General features: G+C 41.7%; 28 protein-coding genes and 4 pseudogenes. 17 read left to right on the forward strand and 15 right to left on the reverse strand.

The genetic code is table 11. The annotated features are described in order from the left end of the window. The 8 genes and pseudogenes from IM485_RS17025 to IM485_RS17060 all read left to right on the forward strand — a co-directional run. On the forward strand, positions 1-105 hold a 105-nt coding region (locus IM485_RS17025; RefSeq protein WP_287638279.1), incomplete at its 5' end, for a transposase. Positions 106-137: 32 nt separating this feature from the next. After that, positions 138-281: pseudogene (locus IM485_RS17030) on the forward strand (cytochrome P450); the annotation flags it as partial. Between the two features lie 85 nt (positions 282-366). Beyond that, the gene (gene msrP / locus IM485_RS17035; RefSeq protein WP_287744537.1) at positions 367-1,350 is read left to right on the forward strand and encodes a protein-methionine-sulfoxide reductase catalytic subunit MsrP; all 984 of its coding nucleotides are present in this window, start codon (positions 367-369) and stop codon (positions 1,348-1,350) included. Positions 1,351-1,392: 42 nt separating this feature from the next. Next, positions 1,393-1,851: a DUF29 domain-containing protein gene (locus tag IM485_RS17040; RefSeq protein ID WP_272081787.1), complete on the forward strand. Its 459-nt coding sequence runs from the start codon at positions 1,393-1,395 to the stop codon at positions 1,849-1,851. A 16-nt stretch (positions 1,852-1,867) separates the two neighbouring features. Beyond that, positions 1,868-2,332 carry a DUF29 domain-containing protein gene (locus tag IM485_RS17045; protein WP_287744541.1) on the forward strand — a complete coding sequence of 155 codons (465 nt, stop codon included), beginning with the start codon at positions 1,868-1,870 and terminating at the stop codon, positions 2,330-2,332. A gap of 427 nt (positions 2,333-2,759) precedes the next feature. Further along, complete coding sequence (locus tag IM485_RS17050; RefSeq protein WP_287744544.1) at positions 2,760-3,263, forward strand: hypothetical protein; 504 nt, start codon at positions 2,760-2,762, stop codon at positions 3,261-3,263. A 211-nt stretch (positions 3,264-3,474) separates the two neighbouring features. After that, positions 3,475-3,747, forward strand: a complete 273-nt coding sequence (locus IM485_RS17055) for a hypothetical protein (protein WP_002757090.1) — start codon at positions 3,475-3,477, stop codon at positions 3,745-3,747. 120 nt (positions 3,748-3,867) lie between these two features. Continuing rightward, entirely contained in the window at positions 3,868-4,122 is a 255-nt protein-coding gene (locus tag IM485_RS17060) for a hypothetical protein (protein ID WP_287744547.1), read from the forward strand. A 402-nt stretch (positions 4,123-4,524) separates the two neighbouring features. On the opposite strand, the gene IM485_RS17065 is transcribed toward IM485_RS17060, so the two are convergent. Both IM485_RS17065 and IM485_RS17070 read right to left on the reverse strand, forming a co-directional pair. Continuing rightward, the gene (locus tag IM485_RS17065) at positions 4,525-5,325 is read right to left on the reverse strand and encodes a DUF3800 domain-containing protein (RefSeq protein ID WP_261779426.1); all 801 of its coding nucleotides are present in this window, start codon (positions 5,323-5,325) and stop codon (positions 4,525-4,527) included. Positions 5,326-5,377: 52 nt separating this feature from the next. Then, positions 5,378-5,512: a hypothetical protein gene (locus IM485_RS17070; RefSeq protein ID WP_261779425.1), complete on the reverse strand. Its 135-nt coding sequence runs from the start codon at positions 5,510-5,512 to the stop codon at positions 5,378-5,380. Between the two features lie 191 nt (positions 5,513-5,703). Here IM485_RS17070 and IM485_RS17075 point away from each other — a divergent pair, with 191 nt between their 5' ends. The 5 genes and pseudogenes from IM485_RS17075 to IM485_RS17095 all read left to right on the forward strand — a co-directional run bounded on the left by IM485_RS17075 (position 5,704) and on the right by IM485_RS17095 (position 8,941). Next, positions 5,704-5,946, forward strand: coding sequence for a DUF433 domain-containing protein (locus tag IM485_RS17075; RefSeq protein WP_002761871.1), 243 nt, complete (start codon positions 5,704-5,706; stop codon positions 5,944-5,946). Positions 5,947-6,089: 143 nt separating this feature from the next. Beyond that, complete coding sequence (locus tag IM485_RS17080; RefSeq protein WP_024970806.1) at positions 6,090-6,563, forward strand: type II toxin-antitoxin system VapC family toxin; 474 nt, start codon at positions 6,090-6,092, stop codon at positions 6,561-6,563. 2 nt (positions 6,564-6,565) lie between these two features. Further along, complete coding sequence (locus IM485_RS17085) at positions 6,566-6,793, forward strand: hypothetical protein (protein ID WP_016516182.1); 228 nt, start codon at positions 6,566-6,568, stop codon at positions 6,791-6,793. 465 nt (positions 6,794-7,258) lie between these two features. Then, a complete protein-coding gene (locus IM485_RS17090) occupies positions 7,259-8,431 on the forward strand; it encodes a type 2 periplasmic-binding domain-containing protein (protein ID WP_287744550.1) in 1,173 nt (390 codons plus the stop codon). 234 nt (positions 8,432-8,665) lie between these two features. Next, positions 8,666-8,941 (forward strand): annotated as a pseudogene (locus IM485_RS17095) (hypothetical protein). A gap of 533 nt (positions 8,942-9,474) precedes the next feature. On the opposite strand, the gene IM485_RS17100 reads toward IM485_RS17095, so the two are convergent. After that, positions 9,475-10,473, reverse strand: a complete 999-nt coding sequence (locus IM485_RS17100; protein WP_287744553.1) for an adenosine kinase — start codon at positions 10,471-10,473, stop codon at positions 9,475-9,477. 163 nt (positions 10,474-10,636) lie between these two features. After that, on the reverse strand, positions 10,637-10,849 hold the full coding sequence (gene isiD, locus IM485_RS17105) for a protein IsiD (protein WP_002796844.1): 213 nt from the start codon (positions 10,847-10,849) through the stop codon (positions 10,637-10,639). A 148-nt stretch (positions 10,850-10,997) separates the two neighbouring features. Here isiD and IM485_RS17110 point away from each other — a divergent pair, with 148 nt between their 5' ends. After that, positions 10,998-11,774, forward strand: coding sequence for an SDR family NAD(P)-dependent oxidoreductase (locus IM485_RS17110; protein ID WP_104395926.1), 777 nt, complete (start codon positions 10,998-11,000; stop codon positions 11,772-11,774). Between the two features lie 15 nt (positions 11,775-11,789). Here the strand turns inward: IM485_RS17110 and IM485_RS17115 are convergent, their stop codons facing one another. The 9 genes and pseudogenes from IM485_RS17115 to IM485_RS17155 all read right to left on the reverse strand — a co-directional run bounded on the left by IM485_RS17115 (position 11,790) and on the right by IM485_RS17155 (position 17,620). Beyond that, entirely contained in the window at positions 11,790-12,476 is a 687-nt protein-coding gene (locus IM485_RS17115; protein ID WP_104395927.1) for a helix-hairpin-helix domain-containing protein, read from the reverse strand. Positions 12,477-12,481: 5 nt separating this feature from the next. Beyond that, complete coding sequence (locus IM485_RS17120) at positions 12,482-12,835, reverse strand: NINE protein (protein ID WP_079208556.1); 354 nt, start codon at positions 12,833-12,835, stop codon at positions 12,482-12,484. After that, the gene (locus IM485_RS17125) at positions 12,832-13,044 is read right to left on the reverse strand and encodes a hypothetical protein (protein WP_052277681.1); all 213 of its coding nucleotides are present in this window, start codon (positions 13,042-13,044) and stop codon (positions 12,832-12,834) included. The genes IM485_RS17120 and IM485_RS17125 overlap by 4 nt, the downstream gene beginning before the upstream one ends. Positions 13,045-13,098: 54 nt before the next feature. Beyond that, positions 13,099-13,380: a DUF2470 domain-containing protein gene (locus tag IM485_RS17130; RefSeq protein ID WP_002732965.1), complete on the reverse strand. Its 282-nt coding sequence runs from the start codon at positions 13,378-13,380 to the stop codon at positions 13,099-13,101. Positions 13,381-13,509: 129 nt separating this feature from the next. Then, positions 13,510-13,590: pseudogene (locus IM485_RS17135) on the reverse strand (hypothetical protein); the annotation flags it as partial. A 198-nt stretch (positions 13,591-13,788) separates the two neighbouring features. Beyond that, on the reverse strand, positions 13,789-14,322 hold the full coding sequence (locus IM485_RS17140) for a hypothetical protein (RefSeq protein ID WP_104395928.1): 534 nt from the start codon (positions 14,320-14,322) through the stop codon (positions 13,789-13,791). A gap of 215 nt (positions 14,323-14,537) precedes the next feature. Further along, a complete protein-coding gene (locus IM485_RS17145) occupies positions 14,538-15,656 on the reverse strand; it encodes a glycosyltransferase family 4 protein (protein ID WP_287744557.1) in 1,119 nt (372 codons plus the stop codon). Positions 15,657-15,737: 81 nt separating this feature from the next. Continuing rightward, entirely contained in the window at positions 15,738-16,964 is a 1,227-nt protein-coding gene (locus tag IM485_RS17150) for a glycosyltransferase family 4 protein (RefSeq protein WP_287744560.1), read from the reverse strand. Beyond that, entirely contained in the window at positions 16,961-17,620 is a 660-nt protein-coding gene (locus tag IM485_RS17155; protein WP_194013463.1) for a D-glycero-alpha-D-manno-heptose-1,7-bisphosphate 7-phosphatase, read from the reverse strand. The genes IM485_RS17150 and IM485_RS17155 overlap by 4 nt, the downstream gene beginning before the upstream one ends. Before the next feature lie 602 nt (positions 17,621-18,222). On the opposite strand from IM485_RS17155, the gene IM485_RS17160 reads away from it, so the two are divergent. The 3 genes from IM485_RS17160 to IM485_RS17170 all read left to right on the forward strand — a co-directional run bounded on the left by IM485_RS17160 (position 18,223) and on the right by IM485_RS17170 (position 20,721). Then, the gene (locus IM485_RS17160; protein ID WP_287744563.1) at positions 18,223-18,858 is read left to right on the forward strand and encodes a D-sedoheptulose-7-phosphate isomerase; all 636 of its coding nucleotides are present in this window, start codon (positions 18,223-18,225) and stop codon (positions 18,856-18,858) included. A 37-nt stretch (positions 18,859-18,895) separates the two neighbouring features. After that, positions 18,896-19,921 (forward strand): GHMP family kinase ATP-binding protein, encoded by a 1,026-nt coding sequence (locus IM485_RS17165; RefSeq protein ID WP_104395933.1) that lies wholly within the window; start codon positions 18,896-18,898, stop codon positions 19,919-19,921. 92 nt (positions 19,922-20,013) lie between these two features. Then, positions 20,014-20,721, forward strand: a complete 708-nt coding sequence (locus tag IM485_RS17170; RefSeq protein ID WP_104395934.1) for a nucleotidyltransferase family protein — start codon at positions 20,014-20,016, stop codon at positions 20,719-20,721. Positions 20,722-20,772: 51 nt separating this feature from the next. On the opposite strand, the gene IM485_RS17175 is transcribed toward IM485_RS17170, so the two are convergent. Both IM485_RS17175 and IM485_RS23050 read right to left on the reverse strand, forming a co-directional pair. After that, positions 20,773-21,441 carry a hypothetical protein gene (locus tag IM485_RS17175; protein WP_502882193.1) on the reverse strand — a complete coding sequence of 223 codons (669 nt, stop codon included), beginning with the start codon at positions 21,439-21,441 and terminating at the stop codon, positions 20,773-20,775. A gap of 71 nt (positions 21,442-21,512) precedes the next feature. After that, positions 21,513-21,613, reverse strand: a pseudogene (locus tag IM485_RS23050) (IS200/IS605 family transposase); the annotation flags it as partial.

Genomic DNA, 21,613 nt, shown 5'->3' on the forward strand with positions numbered 1-21,613 from the left:
ATTGAGGGAATGAATACCAAAATAAAGCTTATTAAAAGAATGAGTTATGGATTTACCAATTTTCAACATCTTCGACTTAAGCTGTTTGCTTGCTTTAATTCATAACAAAAATTAACACACGAAAACCAGAAGAGCCTTATCAGTTAACTCTAGTTAATAATACCCCCGAAAAACCCAGCCGTCGCGGTTTAACCCTTGCTCCCTCGCGAGGAGTTCCCATGGTCTTAAAAGGACGACGGGAACCTCTGGTGACTGCCCCCATGCTCGCCGAAATTTCTTAAAAAAACTGACAAACTATTGTACAATCAGAGTTGTGGTATCTCATATCATAACTCTGCTTTTTTGTCAATAAAATTGGGGGTAATTATGGTCTTAATTCGTTTAGCTAAATCCTGGCAAATTTCCGAAAATGAAGTTACTTCCGAAAGTGTTTATTTTAACCGTCGTCGCTTTTTACAGGGGTTAATCGGGACAGGAATTGCGGGTAGTTCCCTATTATTAACTGCTTGTGGTAAATCCTCCTCCTCGGAAGCTTTAGAAAAAAGTTTGCAATTACCTAAAATTGAAGGGTTCAGCAAAAATCCGCAGTTTTTAACGGTAAATCGCCCCATAGCTGCCGAAACTGTAGCGGGGAGATATAACAATTTTTATGAGTTCGGAGGGGGTAAAAATATCTGGTTAAAAGCGCAGAAATTACCAACGAATCCTTGGACGGTAGAAGTGGGAGGATTGGTAAAAAATCCCCAAACCTACGATATAGATACTATTAAAAAAACCTTTTCTATCGAAGAAAGAATCTATCGTTTTCGTTGTGTGGAAGCTTGGTCAATGGTGTTACCTTGGCTAGGTTTTCCCATGAGTGCTTTAATCGCGGCAGTGGAACCAAAACCAGAAGCTAAATTCGTCCGTTTTACTTCCTTTTATGATCCCGAAATTACTAAGGGGCCAGGATTACATTTAGGAGCCTTACCCTGGCCCTATACAGAAGGTTTAAGAATTGAAGAAATGGCCAACGAATTAGCTTTCTTTGCTGTGGGAATTTTCGGACATGATTTACCGAAACAACACGGCGCACCCTTGCGAATGGTTATTCCTTGGAAATACGGTTTTAAAGGAGCAAAATCGATAGTAAAAATTGAATTTACCGCCAAACAACCCGCCACCTACTGGAACACAATTGACGCTCATGAATACGATTTTGAGGCTAATGTGAACCCCAGTAAACCCCATCCCCGTTGGTCGCAAGCAACGGAAAAATTTATCGGTAGTAGAAGTGATTTATCTTGGGAAATTATCGAAACTCTCCCCTATAATGGCTATGGTGAATATGTGGCTAGTTTATATAGTTAAGTTTTATAATTATCCCCATTTATTCATTTAAAGGAAGTATTTATGGACAATAAAACTCTGTACGAACAAGACTTTTATCTCTGGATTAGAACTACTATTAATCAACTGCAAGCCAGACAGTTTGAGCGGGTAGATTTAGAGAATTTACTGGAGGAGTTAGCAAGTATGGGAAGGAGTGAAAAGCGCAAAATTGAAAATCTTTTGATTCAATTGCTGGTACATTTGCTGAAACTAACCTACTGGACAGGAGAAAAATCTAGAAATGAGGGTCACTGGAAAGGGGAAATTATCAACTTTCGCAGACAAATAATCGAAGAAATTAAAGATAGCCCTAGTTTAAAACCCTATATTCTGGAAATCTTTGAGGAATGCTATCAATTTTCTAGAAAAGAGGCTCAAGTTAGAACTCAATTACCCCTCGATACTTTCCCCGCTATTCCCATTGGTTCCCTTGAACAAATTCTCGATGAAGATTGGTTTCCCACTAATAACCACGAGTAATATATAGAGGTAAATTATGGATAATAAAACCATGTACGAAGAAGACTTTTATCTCTGGATTAGAACTACTATTAATCAACTGCAAGCCAGACAGTTTGAGCGGGTAGATTTAGAGAATTTACTAGAGGAATTAGCAAGTATGGGAAGGAGTGAAAAGCGCACAATCAAAAGTCTGTTAACCCGATTATTAGAACATTTACTTAAGCTCAAATATTTGGGAGCAGAAAGAGAGAGAAACGAAGGTCACTGCAAGGGAGAGATTAGAACTTTTCGTCTCGATATATTAGATGAACTTAAAGATAGTCCTAGTCTGAAACCTTATCTTTTGGAAATTTTTGATGAATGTTATCTTTCAGCCCGAAAAAATGCCAGTGACCGCTCTCAATTACCCCTCGATACTTTCCCCGCTATTCCCATTGGTTCCCTTGAACAAATTCTCGATGAAGATTGGTTTCCTGCGGGCGATAATCTGGAAATATAGCCATCAGTTAGACTGCTCCATACTGCTCTAACAAAAAACAACTATCTCCCGATAGCGATCGCTAAAGGTCGAATAATTGTAAATTTCTGTCAAGGGGTGCGGTGAGATCGAAGAATCATCGCTAGAATAGGACTAATTGTCAGGAATTTAGTTAAACAAGGTTTTTGGCAATATACTAATCTGGCTAATAAGCTTTTGGGCGTGATATAGGGAAAAGTTCTGGCAATCGTACCTAAATGGAGTGATATACAGAAAGTTTCCACATATTGTTACTTTCAAGAGTGTTATACGGAAAGTTGACCTATAATATGTAGTTATGCCGCAGATCTAGAGGCTCTTGTGCGTGAAGGTTTTCTGCATCACCGTGCTACACAGGCAATATTTTGTAAAATTGATATAGGCTCATTGACATTAGTTTCTAAACGTGATGGAACCAGATAAAGCGACAAAGATAGAAGATAGAAGGGCTGAATATACAGCCCTGAGAGCAGAGGTCCTTCAGGCTGATAATATTTGCCTATTAATGATGGGTTATTTGGTGACAGCAGTAGGTTTTTTGTACTCGGAATCTTTGGAGTGGCTTGTAAGTTTCTTGTCTTTGATTAGCCTCTGCTATTTCACAGAGAAGCGGTTTAATATACGCAAGATTGCTTCTTTTATCGTTAGCGAGGTGTGCAAAGACGATAGTGGGTTTGGATGGGAAAAATACGTTCAAAAGCTCAGGAAACAGGGAACGCTACGTCCCTTTGTTATATTACGTCCATACAACGCGGAAGTGATTACTTGTTCAGTTATTGCTCTTTCTCCAGCAGTGAGGGGAGAGCTAATCAATTTAGCTCAATTTAGCCCTAGTGCGGTTTTCTGGTTCGTATTTGCTTTCCTGACATTAACATTATCTGTAGTGAACTTTATAGAATACAATCGCGCTTAGAGAATAGGAAAAGCCATCGCCCTAGAATGCGTTCCCTAATGCAACTTCTACTGCTCCAGCGATCGATTTTTGGGGAACGCACCATGCCCATTGATTGAAACTGTGGGTTTAAGTGCGATGCCCCTCTGGTGGGCCCAGTTGAGGAATATTAGCGAAGATTCCCAATGTTTAGGTTAAAATAGAGGGCAAAAGTTGCAACAAGATCAATCCTATGACAGTCCGACAACCCCGCTATAGCAAAGAAGAATTTGCCCAGCGTGGCGATCTGATTTATCAAACTCAAATACGTCCACAAGTCGAATTGGGTAATCAGGGCAAAATTGTAGCAATTGACCTTGAAACTGGCGACTTTGAAATTGATGCGCGTGAAATATCTGCTTGCAATAGACTCGAAGCCCGTCACCCAGATGCTCAAATCTGGATTGTTCGAGTCGGTTCTCGCTATGTTCGCCGATTTGGTGGACGGACAAAGAGATTAGTATGATCCCAGGAATCGTTAACGCGGATTTTGAGGCGATTATTTCACTTTCGATCTTGTGACTCTGAAGGAAATATTTACGCGCAAGATGCGATCGTTGATACAGGTTTTAATGGTTGGCTTTCATTGCCACCAGACCTAATCGATCAGCTAAACCTGAAATGGAAAAGACGAGGACGTGCTATTCTTGGTGATGGTAGCGAATGCGTTTTTAATGTCTATGAAGCTCTCGTAATTTGGGATGGAGATTATCTGACTATCCCAATTGATGAAGCTGATTCCGAACCTCTAGTGGGAATGTTATTAATGGAAGGCTATCAACTCACGGTTCCAGTATTTGAAGAAGGCAGCGTAGAAATCCGCAAAGTAACTGCCGTCTAACACTGCGTTGGAGCCGACTACTAAAAAGCGATCTGCAAAATAGGACTTACGCACTGTACAAATTCACCATGATGTGTATAAACGAAAATCCGTCGTTTCAGACTTTTGGCGATTAACTTCTGATCGATAGCGATCGCTCAAAAGTCATCAAAAAATCACGTTAAAATGCCCGAAACCCATACCTCATATTTGGTCGATCCTGTCAATGCGTAAGTCCTAAAAAGTTAAAATTTGTCTGCGGCGGCTCAACTTTACCGCTAGACTTACTCAAAAGATTAAGAAATGCAAAACGCTTGACTAAATCTATCTGGTTGGGTAGTATATAAATGGAGCTCGGCTCAGGGGTAGTCGTATGACTGCCGCACCAAACCGCACCAAAACTGAGGTGGCGGTTTTAGTGTTTTAAAGCGAATTGTCGAAACAATAATACTTTATCCCCATTTTTTCAAGATTATCAGATGTTAAAACTGTATCAACTAACTTCTGGGACTGGATCAGCTCCTGAAATGCTCGATTTTGAGGCTGATCTTTAGATTTTGCTACAGGATACAAGCACAGGTCAGCGATTTGCAGGAGAGGGTTATGTTTAGACTTAGCCTCGATACCAGTAAGAACCCGCTGCATTTGGTTAGATGTTAGTGGTGCATATTTGGTTGATGTTTCAGCGCTGAAGGGGACTCCCGAATCTCTCAAGTCATTAAAGTAACTGGTTATGAGTTTGTCTTCGCTTCTACCGGCTTTTTCAAAGTAAACCATAACTTCTCCACCCTGAAGGACGACATACTTGCTGACACGCTCTAACAAAATTGAGAACGCACTCTTCATCATCTCCCATGTGTTGCTACCATATCGTTCAAGATACCGAGCTAGATAACCCTTTCGAGAAACAACACATCCATGAACGATAATAGGACACTGAACAATCGTAGCTGTCAAGTCCTGCAAGAACTGATTTTGCTCATCTTCCGACCTGAGTCCTAGCCAAGCAAAGTTTTTCTTTCGACTCCGAATTTCGTTGCCATGTAGAGGAACACTTTCGTCAATTCCCCAACGTTTTTTAAAGTCCGCAATTTGTAAACAAATGCTACTTTCATCATTGTGCTGAATTAATACTCCCCCAACAGCGAAGTAGCTAGCCGAGTCCTTGGGATTCGGCTTGGGACTACCACTCTCATCCATATAAAAGGCAAACGATTGACTCACGAAGATTGAACCAAGGTAAAGACACTGAACTGGAAAACCATCATACAATAATTCAATTGGTAGCTTGTTGTTTAACCAGTGCGATGCCGAAGGCACTGTGTAGCAGCACGCGATCGCTATCGCCGTAGGGTGCGTTCCCTAATGTGGCTCTTACTGCTCCACTAATAGATTTTAGGGAACGCACCATGCCCATTGATTGAAGTTGTGGGTTAAAGTGTGGTGTGGGCTAATCTGACTAACAGGCTTTTGGACGTGATATAAGGATAGTATGGGTGACGGTTTATCTGATGACGGAGAATGGATATGTGGAGGATGTTTTTCAGGCATTGCTTACCCCGCTAAAGGTTAAAGTGATCATGAAGCAATAGAATTACTCTAATGAAACTAGATCGTATTACGAGCAATCCAAACCGTATGAATGGGCAACCCTGCATCCGTAATCTTCGCCTTACGGTTCGTCGAGTGATTGAGCTACTGGCAACTTATCCCGATCGAGCAGAATTACATCAAGAGTTTCCGGAACTGGAGGATGAAGATATTCGACAAGCCCTAATTTTTGCATCTTCTTACTTGGATGATCGCATCATTGAACTTCCTAATCGCTATGAAGCTGTTGCTTGATCAGGGACTACCGCTTTCTGCGGCAACTTTATGCTGACAAGAATATTTCACGTACAAGGTTGGGTTGACGACTGTTACCCAACACCCTCAGAACCAAGATTAAATGCGGTAGGATAGGCATTGGATAGATTTTCTAGATTGCCGTGAGCGAAACCGTCTATATTGAAACCAGTATCTTAGGCTATCTTACTGCTCGACCCAGCAGAGATATTGTTGTGGCCGCAAATATTGAGGTGACGAAGGAGTGGTGGAATACACGTCGCGGCGATTTTCAACTTTACTCATCCCAAGCGGTCGTGAAAGAAACCTCACAAGGTGATGTTGTGATCGCATCTCAACGACTAGAAATCCTTGCTAATCTATCTTTACTCGACTTGAACCAAGCTGTGCTAGATTTAGCAGAGCAATTTTTGGAACGCAGCAACCTTCCCGCAAAAGCTGATATTGATGCTGTTCATATCGCCACCGCAACCGTTCACGGCATGGATTACCTGCTCACCTGGAATTGCAAGCACATCGCCAATGCTCAAATTCAGGGAAAGTTGGCAGAGATCAGCCTTGATTTTGGCTACGAGTTGCCAATTCTTTGTACACCCTATGAACTTCTCGGAGGTTGATTATGTTTCAGGATGAGATTGTGGAAGAGATCCACAAAATTCGTGAAGAGTACTCTCGGTCATTCAATCATGACTTGAAAGCCATCTTTGCTGATTTGCAAAAGCAACAAGCTGAAAGTGGCAGAGAAGTTGTAACCTTATCTCGAAAACACGGTCTAACAACACGTTGGAGCGGACGAGCGAGAGATATTGATAGTGGTGCAAAGGATATTAGCCGCCGCTCAACTTAGCCGTTATACTGAATCGGTTTTTAATAGCATGATTAACTCCCAATCCCACTTTAAAAACCTGCTCCCTTCTCCCCACTGCTGTAACAAAAAACAACTATCCCCCGATAGCGATCGCTAAAAGTCGAATAATTATAAATTTCTGTCAAGGGGTGCGGTCAGACATAGGAATCATCGCTAGAATGAGCCTAATTGTCAGGAATTTAGTTAAACAAGGTTTTTGGCAATATGCTAATCTGGCTAACAGGCTTTTGGGGGTGATATAGGGAAAACTTCTGGCGATTGCGCCTAAATGGAGTGATATACAGAAAGTTGACCCATATCGTTACTATGGAGAGTGTTATGCAGAAAGTTGACCTATAATATGTAGTTAGCCTTCAAGTTTTAGCAGGGTAACGCGCTGAGGACTATTCATCTGAGCGAGATACTCTAGAAAGTCATTTTTACCGATACACTAACTATTGACTCATGCTTAAAGCCATGCATTTTAAATTCTCAAGAGTTTTAATTTTAACAGTTTTGTTTTGTATCATTGCTCACTCATTTATTGACAATACTTTACTGGCACAAACAAATCCAAGTGCTGATATAATCAAAGATTTTATTGACGGAAGAAAAAATGAGCTAAGGATTGGATTAAGAGTACAATCATATCCAATCAGCTTTATAGATCCAAATTCAGTTTCTCCTACTTCAAAAGCCTACAATGGATTCTGTAATACTTTTGCCGATCAAATTTTTGCAGACCTGAAAGACCATCTAAAATTAGAATTTCGGAAAAATCCAAACCTTTCTCCTCTAGAAATAGATAGCAAAGTCAATGCCATTTCTCTTACTAAGACTGATGTTGTCAATTTATCTCAAGGTAAGAGATTTGATGGTGTCATAAAAGGTTTGATAGATGTTGAGTGTGGTGCGAATTCAATTCACTATAATACGGAAGTTGAATTTTCAGATCCGTTTTTTAGTACAGGTATAAGCTTATTAGCAAAAAAGGATAACCTTGGAAAAGTTTCTGAAAATGAGGAAGGGTTGGGAAATTTGAAGGTTGGAGTAGTCTCAGGAACCACTACTTCTGATTGGCTTGTTAGAGACAAAAGATATGAAAGTCTTGAATATTATCAGTCTCGACCTGAAGCGATTGCTGCATTAAAGAGGGATTTATTAGGAGCTTATGGTAGCGACTACATTATATTAAAAGGTATTTTGGAGCAAGATAGTGATCTTAAAGATAATTACGATGTATATCCCAAGTACCTGAAGGATCAAAGTTACGGTCTTGTAGTCAAAGCTGGACAGAGTAAGCTAATATATCTTATCAATGAGAAAACGCTCAATTCCTCTAAAGTATTGGACAAAATTAAATTCTTAAAGCAAAATTACTCTAAACCAGAATCTGAGGGAATCGGAGGTAATTTTAGCTTTAATCAAGTTGTTAACTTTATTCATAAATTGTTTTCAAGTCCGCTTAATAGCTTCTTACTAGGAATTTCAATATCAATTGTAGTTCTCATACTTTCCTTTAAAAAAACTCGGCAATTGATTGCTGAAGTTTTTAAGAAACTTTGGGAGCAAATTCTTCCTGATGTGGTTGGATGGCTTTATAGATTGCTGCAATTGATAGTTCGACCGAAAGGCTAACAATACTGTTACACACCGACCGTATTCAGTGCGATCGCCGATCTGGTAGGGTGCGTTCCCTAATGCAAGTGCTACTGCTCCAGCGATCGATTTTGGGGAACGCACCATGCCCATTGATTGAAGTTGTGGGTTTAAGTGCGATGCCGCTCTTGTGGGTCTAGTTGGGGAATGTTAGCGAAGATTTCCGATGTTTAGGTTAAAATAGAGGTCAAAAGTTGCCACAGGGTCGCTTCAATGACAGTTCGACAACCCCGCTACAGCAAAGAAGAATTCGCTCGACGTGGCAATGAGATTTATGAGTCTCAGGTACGTTCTCAAGTGGAGGAGGGAAATCAGGGGAGAATTGTGGCGATCGACATCGAAACTGGAGCGTTTGAGCTTGCCGACGATACGATTACTGCTACCGATCATCTCTAGGAGCGTGTCCCTGATGCTCAACCTTGGCTGATTCGGATTGGACATAGAGCCGTCTTCCGTTTTGGCAGTCGCAGCCAGGGAAAGCCCGTATGATGTGTGGGGATGGGTCTTTTGTACGGCTTTAAACTTCAGATTGAGGCAGTGGAAGGTGGGCGCGTTACAATTGAGGCGCTATGACTCAGCCAAAGTTATCGGTGAAGACGGTCTAACTTTACCGTTATACTGAATCGGTTTTTAATAGCATGATTAACCCCCAATCCAACTTGAAAAACCCGCTCCCTTCTCCCCGCCCTCCTATACCTTTTAAACAGGATTTAGTATGACTATCTAGGGTTTGCTCAATAAGTACGGGCGAAGCATTCGGATAGAAAATCTACGTTTTCACCGATAGGTTATTGCCCGAATGCTTCGCCCCTACAGGACGCGGGCCGATGAAGACGCAAGGTTTTGAACGACGATTCTCTCAAAATCTTGCACCTGTTTCGCGAGAAAAGCCCCAAAACCCTTACTTTGCCTACATTTCAAATTTATTCAGCAAACCCTATCTAAATTACTCGTTAAGACTATGAGCAGGGAGCAGGGAGAAAAAACCTGACTACTGACTGAAAGCTGATCACTGACAAAACCTATCCCAAAACGATCGAATCGCGCAGGGATTGAATTTCCTCGGTTTGTAAACGCGCCCCAAAAGTAGAAACCACCCGGGCAGCCGCTAGAGAAGCGAGATTTCCTGCTCCTTTGTAACCCATACCGTGGGTAATACCGTAGAGAAACGCACCTGCATACATATCCCCCGCACCGACGGTATCGATCGCCTGTACGGGATGGGGGTCAATTTCCAGGAGATTTTCGCCATCATAGATCAAAGAACCACTGGCACCCCGGGTGATAGCGAATCCTTTGGCAATGGTTTTAAAATAGGCGATCGCTGAATCGATTTCCTCGCTGCCGGAAATAGTCAAAGCTTCCGACTCATTAGCGAAAACGAAATCTAACCCGGTTCCGATCATTTCCAGTAATCCCTCCCGAAAGAAGATCGCCATATTGGGATCCGACAGGGATAAAGCGGTTTTGACTCCAGCAGCCTGAGCAATTTCTCGCCCTTTAATAGCGGCAGCTTTGGCAGTGGGAGAGGTGACGAGATAACCTTCGAGATAGAGATAATCGGCATTAATGATCGCTGAAGGGACTAATTCTCGTTCGGAAATTTCCCCGGTGATGCCGAGAAAAGTATTCATGGTGCGATCGGCATCGGGAGTGACGAACACTAGACATTTTCCCGTGATTCCCACCTCTTTTTCGCCGCCGTGTTCATTGGTATGCAAACCACAGTCCCGCAGATCTTGCAGATAAAACTTACCTAATTCGTCATTACCCACTTTACAGGAATAGAAACCTCTACCCCCCAACTGAGCGATCGCTACTAGGGTATTCGCCGCCGATCCGCCACCGCTGCGTTTACAATCAAGAGCCAATTTTTCCATCAACTGGGTTTGACGATTTTCGTCCACCAGTGTCATCACTCCTTTATCGATGCCTAATTCTTGCAGTAATTCAGGGGAGACTTGAAATTCCATATCGACAAGCGCGTTACCGATCCCATAAACGTTGTATTGTTTGCCCATAATTTAGTCGATCGCCTAAAAATACTTTGTTATTGATAGTAGGGAAATAAGGGGCAAAAAGCTAGGGGTTTTTTCAGCCGGAGAATACCATAAACAAAAATTATCGGTGTGCTAGTCTCACACACCGGGTAATTTGTGTTAAGTTTTGTTTAACGAAGCCACTTTAAGCCTCATCGTAGGCCTCTAGATCCAACAGATAAAGATAAGATTCGGCTAATTCTTGCCTTTGAAAAGCGATCGCTCGCAACAGGTGCCAATCCCGCAAAGCCTCGAAGGGGTTACTATACTCATCTTTTTCTAGTCGTTCGGCCAAAGAAGCAATATCAGCAGCGGTATATTTGGCAATATCTTGATCAGTGAAGCTTATAACTGTCATTTCTGCACCTCCCTCGACCTTTGTTCTATTTCTAGCCTAACATATATTCTGAGTTGAAAAAATGCCTTCCCCGCCAAGTTAAGAACTGTAAATGGAAGGGTAATTGTGGTAAGATTCCAGCAAAAGAGCTATTTTTAGTTGATCTTTTATGAAAACAGCCCTCATTACTGGTGCTTCCACCGGTATCGGTGTCGTCTTTGCTCGTCAACTTGCTCAACGGCAAATGGAGCTAATTTTAGTCGCTAGATCTAGGGATAAACTAGAACAATTAGCAGCGGAATTAGAGGAACAATACGGGGTAAAAGTGACGGTTATCGTCCAAGATCTGACCGTTGCTGGGGCAGGAAAGCTGGTATATGATACGGTGAACCAAAAAGGAATCAACGTTGATTTACTGGTAAATAATGCTGGTTTTGGTGATTATGGTGCTTTTAGCGAGCAGGATTTAGCCCGACAGTTAGAAATGATCCAGTTAAATAATCTGGTATTGGTGGAATTAAGCCACTATTTTCTCCGTCCGATGCTTGCTGGTGCTGGGGGGGCAATTATCAATGTTGCTTCCATTGCCGGGTTTCAACCGCTGCCCTATCTTTCCGTCTATGCGGCGACAAAAGCTTTTGTCCTCAGTTTTAGCGAGTCTCTCTGGGCAGAAAATAAAGACAAAGGCGTTGAAATCCTCGCTCTTTGCCCCGGTCCGACGGAATCGAATTTTTTTGAGGTGGCCCGATTTCCCAGGGCTTTTATGGGCAAAAACGGCCGGTTAGATTCGGCAGAAGTGGTGGTAAAAGAGGCTTTAACTGCCTTGGCAAACAAACGCCCCAACGTGGTAGCCGGTAAATTTGCTAATAAAATTATCGTCAATCTGCCCCGTTTTTTACCTAGAAGTTGGATCGTGTCTTTGATAGAAAAGCAATTCAAGCCATAACTAGAATCAAGCCAATTAGAGCAATTGCTGATAGGATTTTAAGGGAATACCTGTCCGGTTTCTCACTTCGATCGCCGAACGATAGACACCGTTTTTTTCTCTTTCGGCGACAATTTTATCGGCCAGGGAAAAGTCAAGACCGAGATTGACTAATTCCGCAACGGAGTAGTAGTTTAAACAACGCCAAGAAACGTCAACTTCTTGGCGAATATCGTAGGCAAAGATAACCAAAGGTTCCAGTTTTTTGAGATAATTTTCTGGTAAACCAGCTAGGAAGTGTAATTCTTCTAAATGGGTAAAAATATGTCCTTCATTACGGACAGAAACTATATCATTGGCATAGACAATCGGCAACCCTAATTTATAAACCAGATCGTTGGTGGAACAGTTGTTAATGTCAATTTTTTCGAGAGGAGAAAATGACTGTCTGGAATTGGGTCTATTTACCGAAGCTATTGGATGGGAATTAAGCTGTTGACGGATGTATAAACCTAGGCCGATTTGGGCAAACCAAATTACGATAAAAGACTCTTGTGTAAGGAAAATAAGGGAGATAATTGTCAAGGCAATGCCGACGGATAACCAACTTTGGTTATTAGTTTTTTTGCCAGCATTAGCAATGGCAAGCCCACCAAAAACTGGGACTAATGATAGCCATATCCACTCAGAAGATTCGGGAGGGGGAGGAGAGAGATTAGACATATTTTTTAAAGAGAATCTAAATATTTTCTGCGTTTTTCTTCGTATTCTTCAGCAGTAATAATTCCCTGATCGTAAAGTTTTTTAAGCTGGAGTAAAGTAGCGGTTTTTTGCTGGCCTGATTCTGGCAGTCCTCGCTCTGTATTGCTGGGGAGATAGTTAGGATTGTATTTAGCATCAAAAGCTTGATCTGACATGATGATTAAACCAATAAATTCAAAAAAAGCAATGATGCCGGGGATAAAAGTCCAGAAGAAAAGTAGATAGAGAACACCAGCCAAATTTTCCCCTAGATAAAATTTATGGATGCCAAGATAACCAAGAAAAAAGGCTAGTAAAGCCGCTATAGTTCTATTTCTCATAATTTTTGAGATTTCCCTAATTTAGCCAAAAGAAAGTATAAAACCACGATGCCTGCCTGTAATTCCAAGAGAGTAATATAACCCTTGATTAGATAATTTAATTCTAGGGAGGAATTAAAGGCAAAAACTAGCACACCCAAGACTAAAAAAGGCAGTAAGCGCCAGCCAGACTTGGGTATTTTTATTACCGTACTATTAACCTGATTCATGGGCTAATTCTCTAGGTTGATCTTTTTCGGTGATAGTCGCAAAATCGAGCTTTGTCAAGGAGTGGTTTGATTAACTTTTAGCATCTCAACCAGAATATTATGGGCATCCTTGGCTGATTCTAGGGTGCGCTCAAAAGGTATTCTAATTGTTTGACTCTCCCCTAATTTTTCTATGGCTAAATCCATGCCTTCGGGATCGATGGAAAGCATTTGAGCGGTTTCTGCATCGGTGATATTACCGTAAACTTGAGCGTAGAAAAGCACGGCATCACCGTGATCTTTATTCATGTGTTTACAGATGCGATCGCTAATGGCGGGAGTGATAGTTTCAGACATAAATATTTCCGAAAAAAATCGATAATAAGGTGGGGACAGATAAAAGCCAGTTCTAAATCGAGGCAAATGGAGGGGGATATTAGCTAGGTTAGCGTAATTAATCGCTAATTGCCAGATAATTTGGGCGTGAGGATGGCAGGTATCAATAATAAGTTTAATATTATTTTCTTGACAAAAATCCTTAATTGTGCATTGCTCTAATTGTCCCACTTATGGTCAATCGGGGCAGAGAGTAAAGTCTGGGGCTGCCCGTGCAGTTAAATTGCCTGTTGAGATGAAACAAGAGGTAATAGTAAAGGGATTGGGTGAGATTCAGCTAATCTCAGGATAGGCGATTAAAATGCCTCTTAGCTTAAAATCTCACACCCAGTCCCCACTAACAAACTTTTTCAGTACACCCTATGTATTTTATCGTTCACAACCGACAACAGAAGCGGTGTAGGTATTACCGATATGCTGAATACCATTGACAAAAAGATTGACTAAGAAAGGTTGATCATTTGCCCGTACTGTAGCAGTAATTGTTAAGGGTTTATCGGGTTCGATTCGTACTCCATTAGTATTAAAAAATTCCTCGTTAGTTTGATCGCTATACTTGAGAAACAGCCGGATATCAAAGGAAGCAGCCCGGGGAACAGAAACCGTAACGATAAACCTCTGAAAACTTCTACCCCCCGGAACTGCCCAATCGGTATTCCAATTATTACGAGTTATGGTGACACCGAAGGGTCCCGGAACAGTGGGTTGTGAGACGGTTTTCGTAACTTCACTACCTTCACCCCCTAATAAAGAAAGTGGCCGACAATTTTGTGCCGCTGCCGGTAGATGTAAGCTTAATAATACCGCCGATAGACCTAAGTAGAAAAGCACGGCATCACCGTGATCTTTGTTCCTGTGTTTACGGATGCGATCGCTAATAGCGGGTGTGATAGTTTCAGACATAAGATTCTGGAAAAAAATCGATGATAAGGTGGGGACAGATAAAAGCCAGTTCTAAATCGAGGCTAATGGGGGGATATTAGTTAGAGTAGCGTAATTAATCGCTAATTGCCAGATAATTTGGGCGTGGGCATGGCAGACATCAATTAATCTAAGAATCAGCGGTTTAAATGCGTCTTAGCTTATGATTGGGGGGAGTTAGTCTAAACTCCAGTAGACTACAATTTTGGCAATAACTGGTGGTAGGATTGGATCATTCTTTCGTAAGTAAAGCGAGTGGCATTGATAAAACCTTTTTGCCTCAATTGTTCTAGGCGATCGGGAGCGAGAAGATTTTCTGCAATAATAGTAGCGGCGGCCTCGTGTTCGGTGGGATCAAAGTAAACGGCTGCATCGTCAGCGATAACAGTCATGGGGAGACGATTGGAGGTAAAGACGGGACAACCACAGGATTGAGCTTCAATAACGGGAACACCGAATCCTTCCTGAAAGGAGGGAAAAATTAAAGCAGTTGCTAGGCAATAAAAAGCGCGGAGATCCTCATCAGAGACGGTTCCTAATTCGATTACTTGTGCGGACAAGTTATTCTGATTAACAAATTCTCGCATATCCGGCAGCAAAAGTTTTCCCATCAGGATTAATCGGCAATTTTCCAGACCAGGGAAAGTGATTAAACTCTTGAATATTTTCAGCAATCCCAATCGATTTTTATACCATTGGTCACCCCCGACATGAATTAGCCAAGGACAATCACTATTAATGTTAAATTTGTCCACTAGATTTACCGCCGCTTCTCTTGTCATCGGACCGTATCCCTCACTCAAGCAATCCTCGATCACTTCCGTTTGTTCGGGGGTAATTTTGGTTAAACGCAGAACATCGGCACGAGTAGCTTCGGAAGAACAGACAACATATTTAGCCTGTTTGAATCCTCGCAAAATCATCGCCTGATACTGTTTTCCCGTCCAACTGGTGGGATTTTCAGGAATTTCTCCTAGGGCGGAACGAATGGCCAGCAGATCGTGACAGATGACAAAATACTTGCGATCTTTTAGATAGGGAGTTAAATAGGATAAAGCTTGATCACAAATGCAGACGATATCGGCCCAATCCAGCTGCTGACGTAACTGCACTGGGAAAATAATTAACTTATCGATGTACCCTAACCACTTGCCGATTCCCTGGGGAGAGGATTTTAGTTGGCCGAAAATAGGCTGTGCTTGCACTCGCCGAATTTCGTGTCCTTTTTGTTTGAGTCCTTTCTCCACTAAACCGACAAAACGATTGATACTGATCTGCCGATCGTTGACGTAATTTCCTACTATTAAAACTTTCATGATTAGGCTCCAAAAAATCAATTTTTATGGCGGTAAAACTCTCTAACAGTATCGAGTAAAATTCAGGGGTTAAGAATAATATTAGTCCCGCAAAATTTCCTCGTACCTTTGTCCCGCTCGCTCCCAGGTGTACTCCGATTCCACCATCGCCCGGCCATTATGGGACAGTTGTTCTCGCACAGAAGGATCATCGAACAACCTAGAGATCGCTGTAACGTACTCGGCAACGCTATTAGCCCGCAGCGCCCTAGGGGGAATTCCCTCGGCTGCCACCGTTAAACCCTCTAAACCGCGATCGCTGGCGACAATCGGAATCCCCGCGGCCATGGATTCTAGGGTTTTGGTCTTGATTCCCAATCCCACCCGCAGGGGAACCACACAAACGGTTCCCCGGTGTAAATATTCCACTGTCGAGGGAACGGTTCCCGTCACCCTCACACCGGGATACTTGGCCAGTTCGAGAACTTCCGGTGCTGGGTTTGCCCCCACTAGGGTTAAAGTGGTGTCGGGATATCGCTGTTGAATGACTGGCAGGACTTCTAAAGCAAAAAAACGGGCGGCATCGATATTATGGGTAGAACTCATGGCACCGACAAAGACCAAATTATGACCGCCGGGATCCCGAGGACGATAGGGAAACAGGGCTAAATCCACGCCATTAGGCACGATATCTACCCGTGCATCCGGGAGGATTTTTAATAATTGTTCGCGATCATAATCGGTAGTAGCCACCAACTGGGAAAACTTGGCACAGTAACGTTTTTCGTACTGATAGAGTAGGGGCAGATAGAGAAAATCCCGCAGCGGATAGGCGGAGGCTCCTCCATCTAGATGATTGCGTGTCCAACCGTACACGGAACTGTGAATATCTACTACTGTTTTGACTCGCTGACGGTATTCCGGCCGGATAAAAATCTCGCTGATACTCTGAGCGCAGATAATTACATCACATTTTTGCTGCTCGACGTATTCATCTATTCGCTCTTGAATGAGCGGCGAACGATAACTAAGAACATTAGCTGGGGTCATCTGTACTATTGCCTCCAGAAAGCGCCCTGTTTGACCGATTAGTTTTGTCAGTCCCTTGCCTGGTTCGGGAATTTCCTGGGGCGGAAATAAGACAAGATGATTGGTAAAGGTTTTTAATTCTTCGATCTGAGTTTCTGTGACATTCTCCACCCGACGGGCAAACAGGGTGACATCATGGTTTTGATGAAGACATTTGATCAGGTTAAAAGTTCTACCCTCGGTTGCCCCGCGACTAGGTGGATAGGGAAAGTTATGGCAAGAAAGGACTAATATTCTCATAATTCTATCTCGGCAGCGGTTTTTGGCAATAATTCTACCGTTTCCTTTAGTTGGCTATATACGGGAATCTCAACTGGGTATTTCTCGATCTGCCCAAGGGTGACTTTTCCCCGTCCTGTTAAGAGCAATACGGGTTGACAACCAGCTTCTAGGGCGCATTCTAGATCACTGGGCGCATCGCCGATAAACAACGAGCCGGCTAAGTCGATTCCGTACTGGTGGGCGGCTGTCAGCAGCAGATAGGGGGAGGGTTTGCGGCAGGGACATCCTTCGTCGGGATGGTGCGGGCAGATGGCAAGATCGTGAAAATGCACGCCCAATTGTCGGTATTCCTCAATCATGCGCCCGTGAATCGCCGCCAGATCGTCCCAAGTGAAATAGCCCCTAGCAAGTCCCGATTGATTGGTAATGATGATCAGCAGATAGCCAGCATCCTGCCACTGTTTTAAGGCAGCCGCTGCCCCGGCGGGAATGCTCACCTGTTCTGGTTTGCTCAGGTAGGGGATATAGTCAATAACTACCCCATCTCGATCGAGAAATAAGGCTTTGTTCTTTTTCGCTCTATCTTCGCTTTTCTGGTCAGAATTGCCCGGAGATGGCGGAGATGGGTATTTTAGGTCATCGTCATTGACGGAAATTGCGGGGAAAGGATTCATTATGTTGGACTTTTTCGAGTCGGGGACTATAATTCTCAGTTCTTCTGTCAGGGACGAGAGCTTGAACCGATGGACAGACAAAATTCGAGGGATTGTCGCGATTTGTGCTAGTTTTCTCGGCTAAATTGCTTCTCTTTACTATCTAGATGTCAGAGTATAGCAATCAGGGCATATTATACGCCGTCAGGCCTTTGGACTTTTGATTATATCAGCAGTATTGTCATGAATTGTTAATATTTTTGTCCAGCCAAACAAAAGACCAAGACTGGCAGGGGTTGAACCCCCCGCTCGGAAATACCTCGTCTCGGCCAGAATAGATCAAAAGTTTATTTACAAACAAAACAAATTGTGCTAAGGTTGGGGCGTTTGTGATATATTCCCAGAATAACTGGCAAAAGATCACTCTTTTGACTCGATCGCTCTAGGTTTTTCTAGAACTATCATTAGCCTGTTTTTCTTGTCCCGTGATCAATTCTACCGTGCTAGGGGTTTTATGCCCAATTAATGGACAGCGATTCTGGTCGTTTAATACTATTCAATGTAATGACAGAATGATTGAGAGTTAAATTTATTCAACTAATAAAAATTGGAAAATCAAACCTATGCCAATGGCGGAAAAATCAAACAAAAAATTAGATAGTTTCCAGAGTGATCCGTCTCTGTCAATTTTAATCAAGACTGAATTGGAGGAGGCTTATGTACTGAAAAAAAACCTACTAACCGAGACAAAATATCTAGAAAAAATCCAAGAGATTTGCCAAGTATGTATCCATGCTTATCGCAACAACCACAAAGTATTAGTCGCCGGTAATGGAGGCAGTGCCGCCGATGCTATCCATTTTGGCGGTGAGCTGCACGGCCGATTTCTGAAAGAAAGACAGTCTTTGCCAGTTCGCGTCCTCAATAGCGATATCGCCAGTTTAACAGCGATCGCCAACGATTATGGCTACGAATATATTTTTAGCCGCCAGATAGAAGCGGAAGGTAATCCGGGTGATGTGTTTATCGGTATTTCCACTTCGGGAAATTCCGCTAATATCCATCAAGCTCTCAAAGTTTGTCAAGCAAAAGGTCTCACTAGCATCGGTTTAACTGGGGCGAAGGGATTAGCTCTAGAGGAAAAAACCGATTATTGTTTGATGATTCCTAGTACCAGTACCCCTCGCATTCAAGAAGGTCATGGTTTTGTTCTCCATACTATTTGTTTAGCGATCGAAGAAGCGATCTTTCCCAACTAAAATCCTCTAGCAAAAAATCAACCTAAACAGCATACCCATGATCATCAGAACCAAAGCTCCTTTAAGATTAGGTTTAGGTGGTGGCGGCACAGATGTAGAGCCTTACTGTAGTCTTTATGGAGGTTACGTTCTCAACGCTACTATCGATCTCTATGCCTACTGTACAGTCACGGAAATTACCGACAAACAGGTCATTTTTGTTGCCGCTGATCGAGGAGAACAACAAATAGAAACGCTTCAGTTTCCTCTCCCCTATAACGGTGTTCTAGATCTGCATAAAGCGGTCTATAATCGTTTGATTAAAGACTTTAATCAAGGGCAACCTTTGCCGCTGCAAATCACCACTTTTTCCGATGCGCCAGCTGGTTCGGGATTGGGTTCTTCTTCTACCCTAGCCGTAGCCATAGTTAAAGCCTTTGTGGAACTGTTAAAATTACCTCTAGGCGAGTACGATATCGCCCATTTAGCCTACGAGATCGAACGAATTGACCTGGGCTGGTTAGGGGGCAAACAGGATCAGTACGCTGCCACTTTTGGCGGTTTTAATTTTATGGAATTTTATGAACAAGATCGAGTCATAGTTAATCCTTTGCGAATTAAAAATTGGGTGATCAATGAATTAGAAGTCTCTCTGATCCTCTACTATACAGGCATTTCTCGCTACTCATCTCAAGTAATTGAGGATCAAATTCAGAATGTCCAAGAAAAAAATGAGCAAGCGATCACCGCTACCCATCAACTCAAAAAAGAGGCAATTCTCTTTAAAGAAGCACTGCTTAAATCAGATTTTATGGGCATAGCAGAAATTCTGAGAACTTCTTGGGAAGCGAAAAAGAAATTATCCAAATTAATTAGTAATCCGCAGATTGATCGCATTTATCGGGTAGCGAGGGAAACTGGGGCCTATTCAGGCAAAATATCGGGGGCCGGTGGCGGTGGTTTTATTATCTTTATGGTTGATCCTACCAAGAAAATCGAAGTAATAAAAGCTTTGAAATCAGAAGGAGGCCAAGTGATTAATTTTCATTTTACCAAATACGGAACCCAAGCATGGACATTATAGCAAACCAAGGATCGACGGGGAAGGATTATCCCTGTAACCCTAAAAATAGTTTTTAAAAGATTGGCAATAATTAAAATTTTTGAGGTGTATCTATGGATGTAATTATTCTGGCGGGTGGGTTAGGAACCAGGTTACGGTCGGTTATCAACAGTTTACCAAAACCTATGGCTCCCGTTGCCGACAGACCTTTTTTAGAATATCTATTAGATTACCTAATCTCTCAAAAAATTACCAACAAATTTTTAGTTTCTGTGGGCTATGAACATCAGAAAATTATCGATCATTTTGGCGATCAATATAAGGAATACGAGCTAAATTATCTGATAGAAGATACACCCTTGGGAACTGGAGGAGCGATCCAGTTGGCACTAAATAAAATTCAAACCGAACAAGCATTAATTGTTAACGGAGATACCTTGTTTAATGTCAATTTATCAGAAATGATCGACTTTCATCGAAAGCAACAGGCGGACTTAACCTTGGCCTTAAAACTTTTAAAAAATTTTGATAGATATAATAATGTCATTCAAGATCACCAGAACAAAGTTATTAAATTTGAAGAAAAGCAATTCAAGGATAAAGGACTTATTAATGGAGGAATTTATCTGATCGATAAAAATCTTATCTCCCAATTTGACCTACCAGAAAAATTTTCCTTTGAAGAAGATTTTCTTAAGCCATGCCTCAAGCAAATAGCAATGTATGGGTTTGTTTCAAAGAATTATTTTATTGATATCGGTATTCCTGAAGACTATCAAAAAAGTCAAATTGAATTGCCAGCCCTCTTTAATTTTTATTAATTTGATTCTAGAGACTTTAAAGTTGGCTTTCAGCTAGTTTCAGTTAGTTTTTTATAACATTTTACACCTACCGACTTTCCACCATTTATCTTGATAGATAGGTTGTAAGCTTGGACAAGGGTCTCTTTCTTCCTGTCTTAAGAGAAAAATAAATGTTTCATCTTTAGAAACTTTCAAAGAATTCTGATTGAAGTAAAAACGATCAAAAGAATCAACTACATATTCTCCATTTTTAATTTCATAGTTACTTTCCAACTGAAACTCTTGGGGTGAAAATTTTAAATAAAACAGAACATAGATATAATCCAGGGTTCTCAGACTAATTCGAGCAGAGATCAATATTTTTTCTGATGAAGAAGCCGATATATAAGCCTGAGCAATAGCTTTATCTAGTCTTACCTTAAAAGAACTAGCAGCATCCTCTTCATAACGGGTAAAGTATTTGACACCAAAAAGGATACTATTCAAAACAATATAAAGAGCAAGAGCAATAGCTAATAGCTTTTTTAAGTTCTCGGATGATAGTAATTTTAAGATTTCTAAAAATGCAAAACTTGCAATGACAATAATAGTAATTAAGAAGGCATTACCCCTATTTAAACTCTCAAGTTTAGTGAAAAATATTAAAGGCAAACAAGCAACAAACCAAAGAAAAAATAGATCGAAATCTTTTTTTATACCGAGGTAAATGAACAAGCCAACTACAAACCAAGGAATCAAAACTGAAGAAAGAGGAAGGAAAGGTAAATATGTAATGAACTACCCCGCCGCAAGCGGACGGGGTATCAGAATCAAAATAGACTCAATTGTAGATTTTGGTGTAGCTGCAGGTATTCTTTATCTTGTTCTTTTACATATCTCGCTATCATACCTTCATCCCCATGCTTTCCTA

The organism is Microcystis sp. M169S2, assembly GCF_020245865.1.
Taxonomy (GTDB): domain Bacteria; phylum Cyanobacteriota; class Cyanobacteriia; order Cyanobacteriales; family Microcystaceae; genus Microcystis; species Microcystis ichthyoblabe_A.

What these genes read in the sequence shown, in the direction of transcription:
- msrP (WP_287744537.1), top strand. Translation starts at nt 367, where the DNA reads ATGGTCTTAATTCGTTTAGCTAAATCCTGGCAAATTTCCGAAAATGAA.
- IM485_RS17155 (WP_194013463.1), bottom strand. Translation starts at nt 17,620, where the DNA reads ATGAATCCTTTCCCCGCAATTTCCGTCAATGACGATGACCTAAAATAC.
- IM485_RS17045 (WP_287744541.1), top strand. Translation starts at nt 1,868, where the DNA reads ATGGATAATAAAACCATGTACGAAGAAGACTTTTATCTCTGGATTAGA.
- isiD (WP_002796844.1), bottom strand. Translation starts at nt 10,849, where the DNA reads ATGACAGTTATAAGCTTCACTGATCAAGATATTGCCAAATATACCGCT.
- IM485_RS17055 (WP_002757090.1), top strand. Translation starts at nt 3,475, where the DNA reads ATGACAGTCCGACAACCCCGCTATAGCAAAGAAGAATTTGCCCAGCGT.
- IM485_RS17050 (WP_287744544.1), top strand. Translation starts at nt 2,760, where the DNA reads ATGGAACCAGATAAAGCGACAAAGATAGAAGATAGAAGGGCTGAATAT.
- IM485_RS17110 (WP_104395926.1), top strand. Translation starts at nt 10,998, where the DNA reads ATGAAAACAGCCCTCATTACTGGTGCTTCCACCGGTATCGGTGTCGTC.
- IM485_RS17040 (WP_272081787.1), top strand. Translation starts at nt 1,393, where the DNA reads ATGGACAATAAAACTCTGTACGAACAAGACTTTTATCTCTGGATTAGA.
- IM485_RS17160 (WP_287744563.1), top strand. Translation starts at nt 18,223, where the DNA reads ATGCCAATGGCGGAAAAATCAAACAAAAAATTAGATAGTTTCCAGAGT.
- IM485_RS17090 (WP_287744550.1), top strand. Translation starts at nt 7,259, where the DNA reads ATGCTTAAAGCCATGCATTTTAAATTCTCAAGAGTTTTAATTTTAACA.
- IM485_RS17070 (WP_261779425.1), bottom strand. Translation starts at nt 5,512, where the DNA reads ATGGTGCGTTCCCTAAAATCTATTAGTGGAGCAGTAAGAGCCACATTA.
- IM485_RS17100 (WP_287744553.1), bottom strand. Translation starts at nt 10,473, where the DNA reads ATGGGCAAACAATACAACGTTTATGGGATCGGTAACGCGCTTGTCGAT.
- IM485_RS17085 (WP_016516182.1), top strand. Translation starts at nt 6,566, where the DNA reads ATGTTTCAGGATGAGATTGTGGAAGAGATCCACAAAATTCGTGAAGAG.
- IM485_RS17125 (WP_052277681.1), bottom strand. Translation starts at nt 13,044, where the DNA reads ATGAATCAGGTTAATAGTACGGTAATAAAAATACCCAAGTCTGGCTGG.
- IM485_RS17120 (WP_079208556.1), bottom strand. Translation starts at nt 12,835, where the DNA reads ATGAGAAATAGAACTATAGCGGCTTTACTAGCCTTTTTTCTTGGTTAT.
- IM485_RS17150 (WP_287744560.1), bottom strand. Translation starts at nt 16,964, where the DNA reads ATGAGAATATTAGTCCTTTCTTGCCATAACTTTCCCTATCCACCTAGT.
- IM485_RS17140 (WP_104395928.1), bottom strand. Translation starts at nt 14,322, where the DNA reads ATGTCTGAAACTATCACACCCGCTATTAGCGATCGCATCCGTAAACAC.
- IM485_RS17165 (WP_104395933.1), top strand. Translation starts at nt 18,896, where the DNA reads ATGATCATCAGAACCAAAGCTCCTTTAAGATTAGGTTTAGGTGGTGGC.
- IM485_RS17130 (WP_002732965.1), bottom strand. Translation starts at nt 13,380, where the DNA reads ATGTCTGAAACTATCACTCCCGCCATTAGCGATCGCATCTGTAAACAC.
- IM485_RS17075 (WP_002761871.1), top strand. Translation starts at nt 5,704, where the DNA reads ATGAAACTAGATCGTATTACGAGCAATCCAAACCGTATGAATGGGCAA.
- IM485_RS17115 (WP_104395927.1), bottom strand. Translation starts at nt 12,476, where the DNA reads ATGTCTAATCTCTCTCCTCCCCCTCCCGAATCTTCTGAGTGGATATGG.
- IM485_RS17170 (WP_104395934.1), top strand. Translation starts at nt 20,014, where the DNA reads ATGGATGTAATTATTCTGGCGGGTGGGTTAGGAACCAGGTTACGGTCG.
- IM485_RS17145 (WP_287744557.1), bottom strand. Translation starts at nt 15,656, where the DNA reads ATGAAAGTTTTAATAGTAGGAAATTACGTCAACGATCGGCAGATCAGT.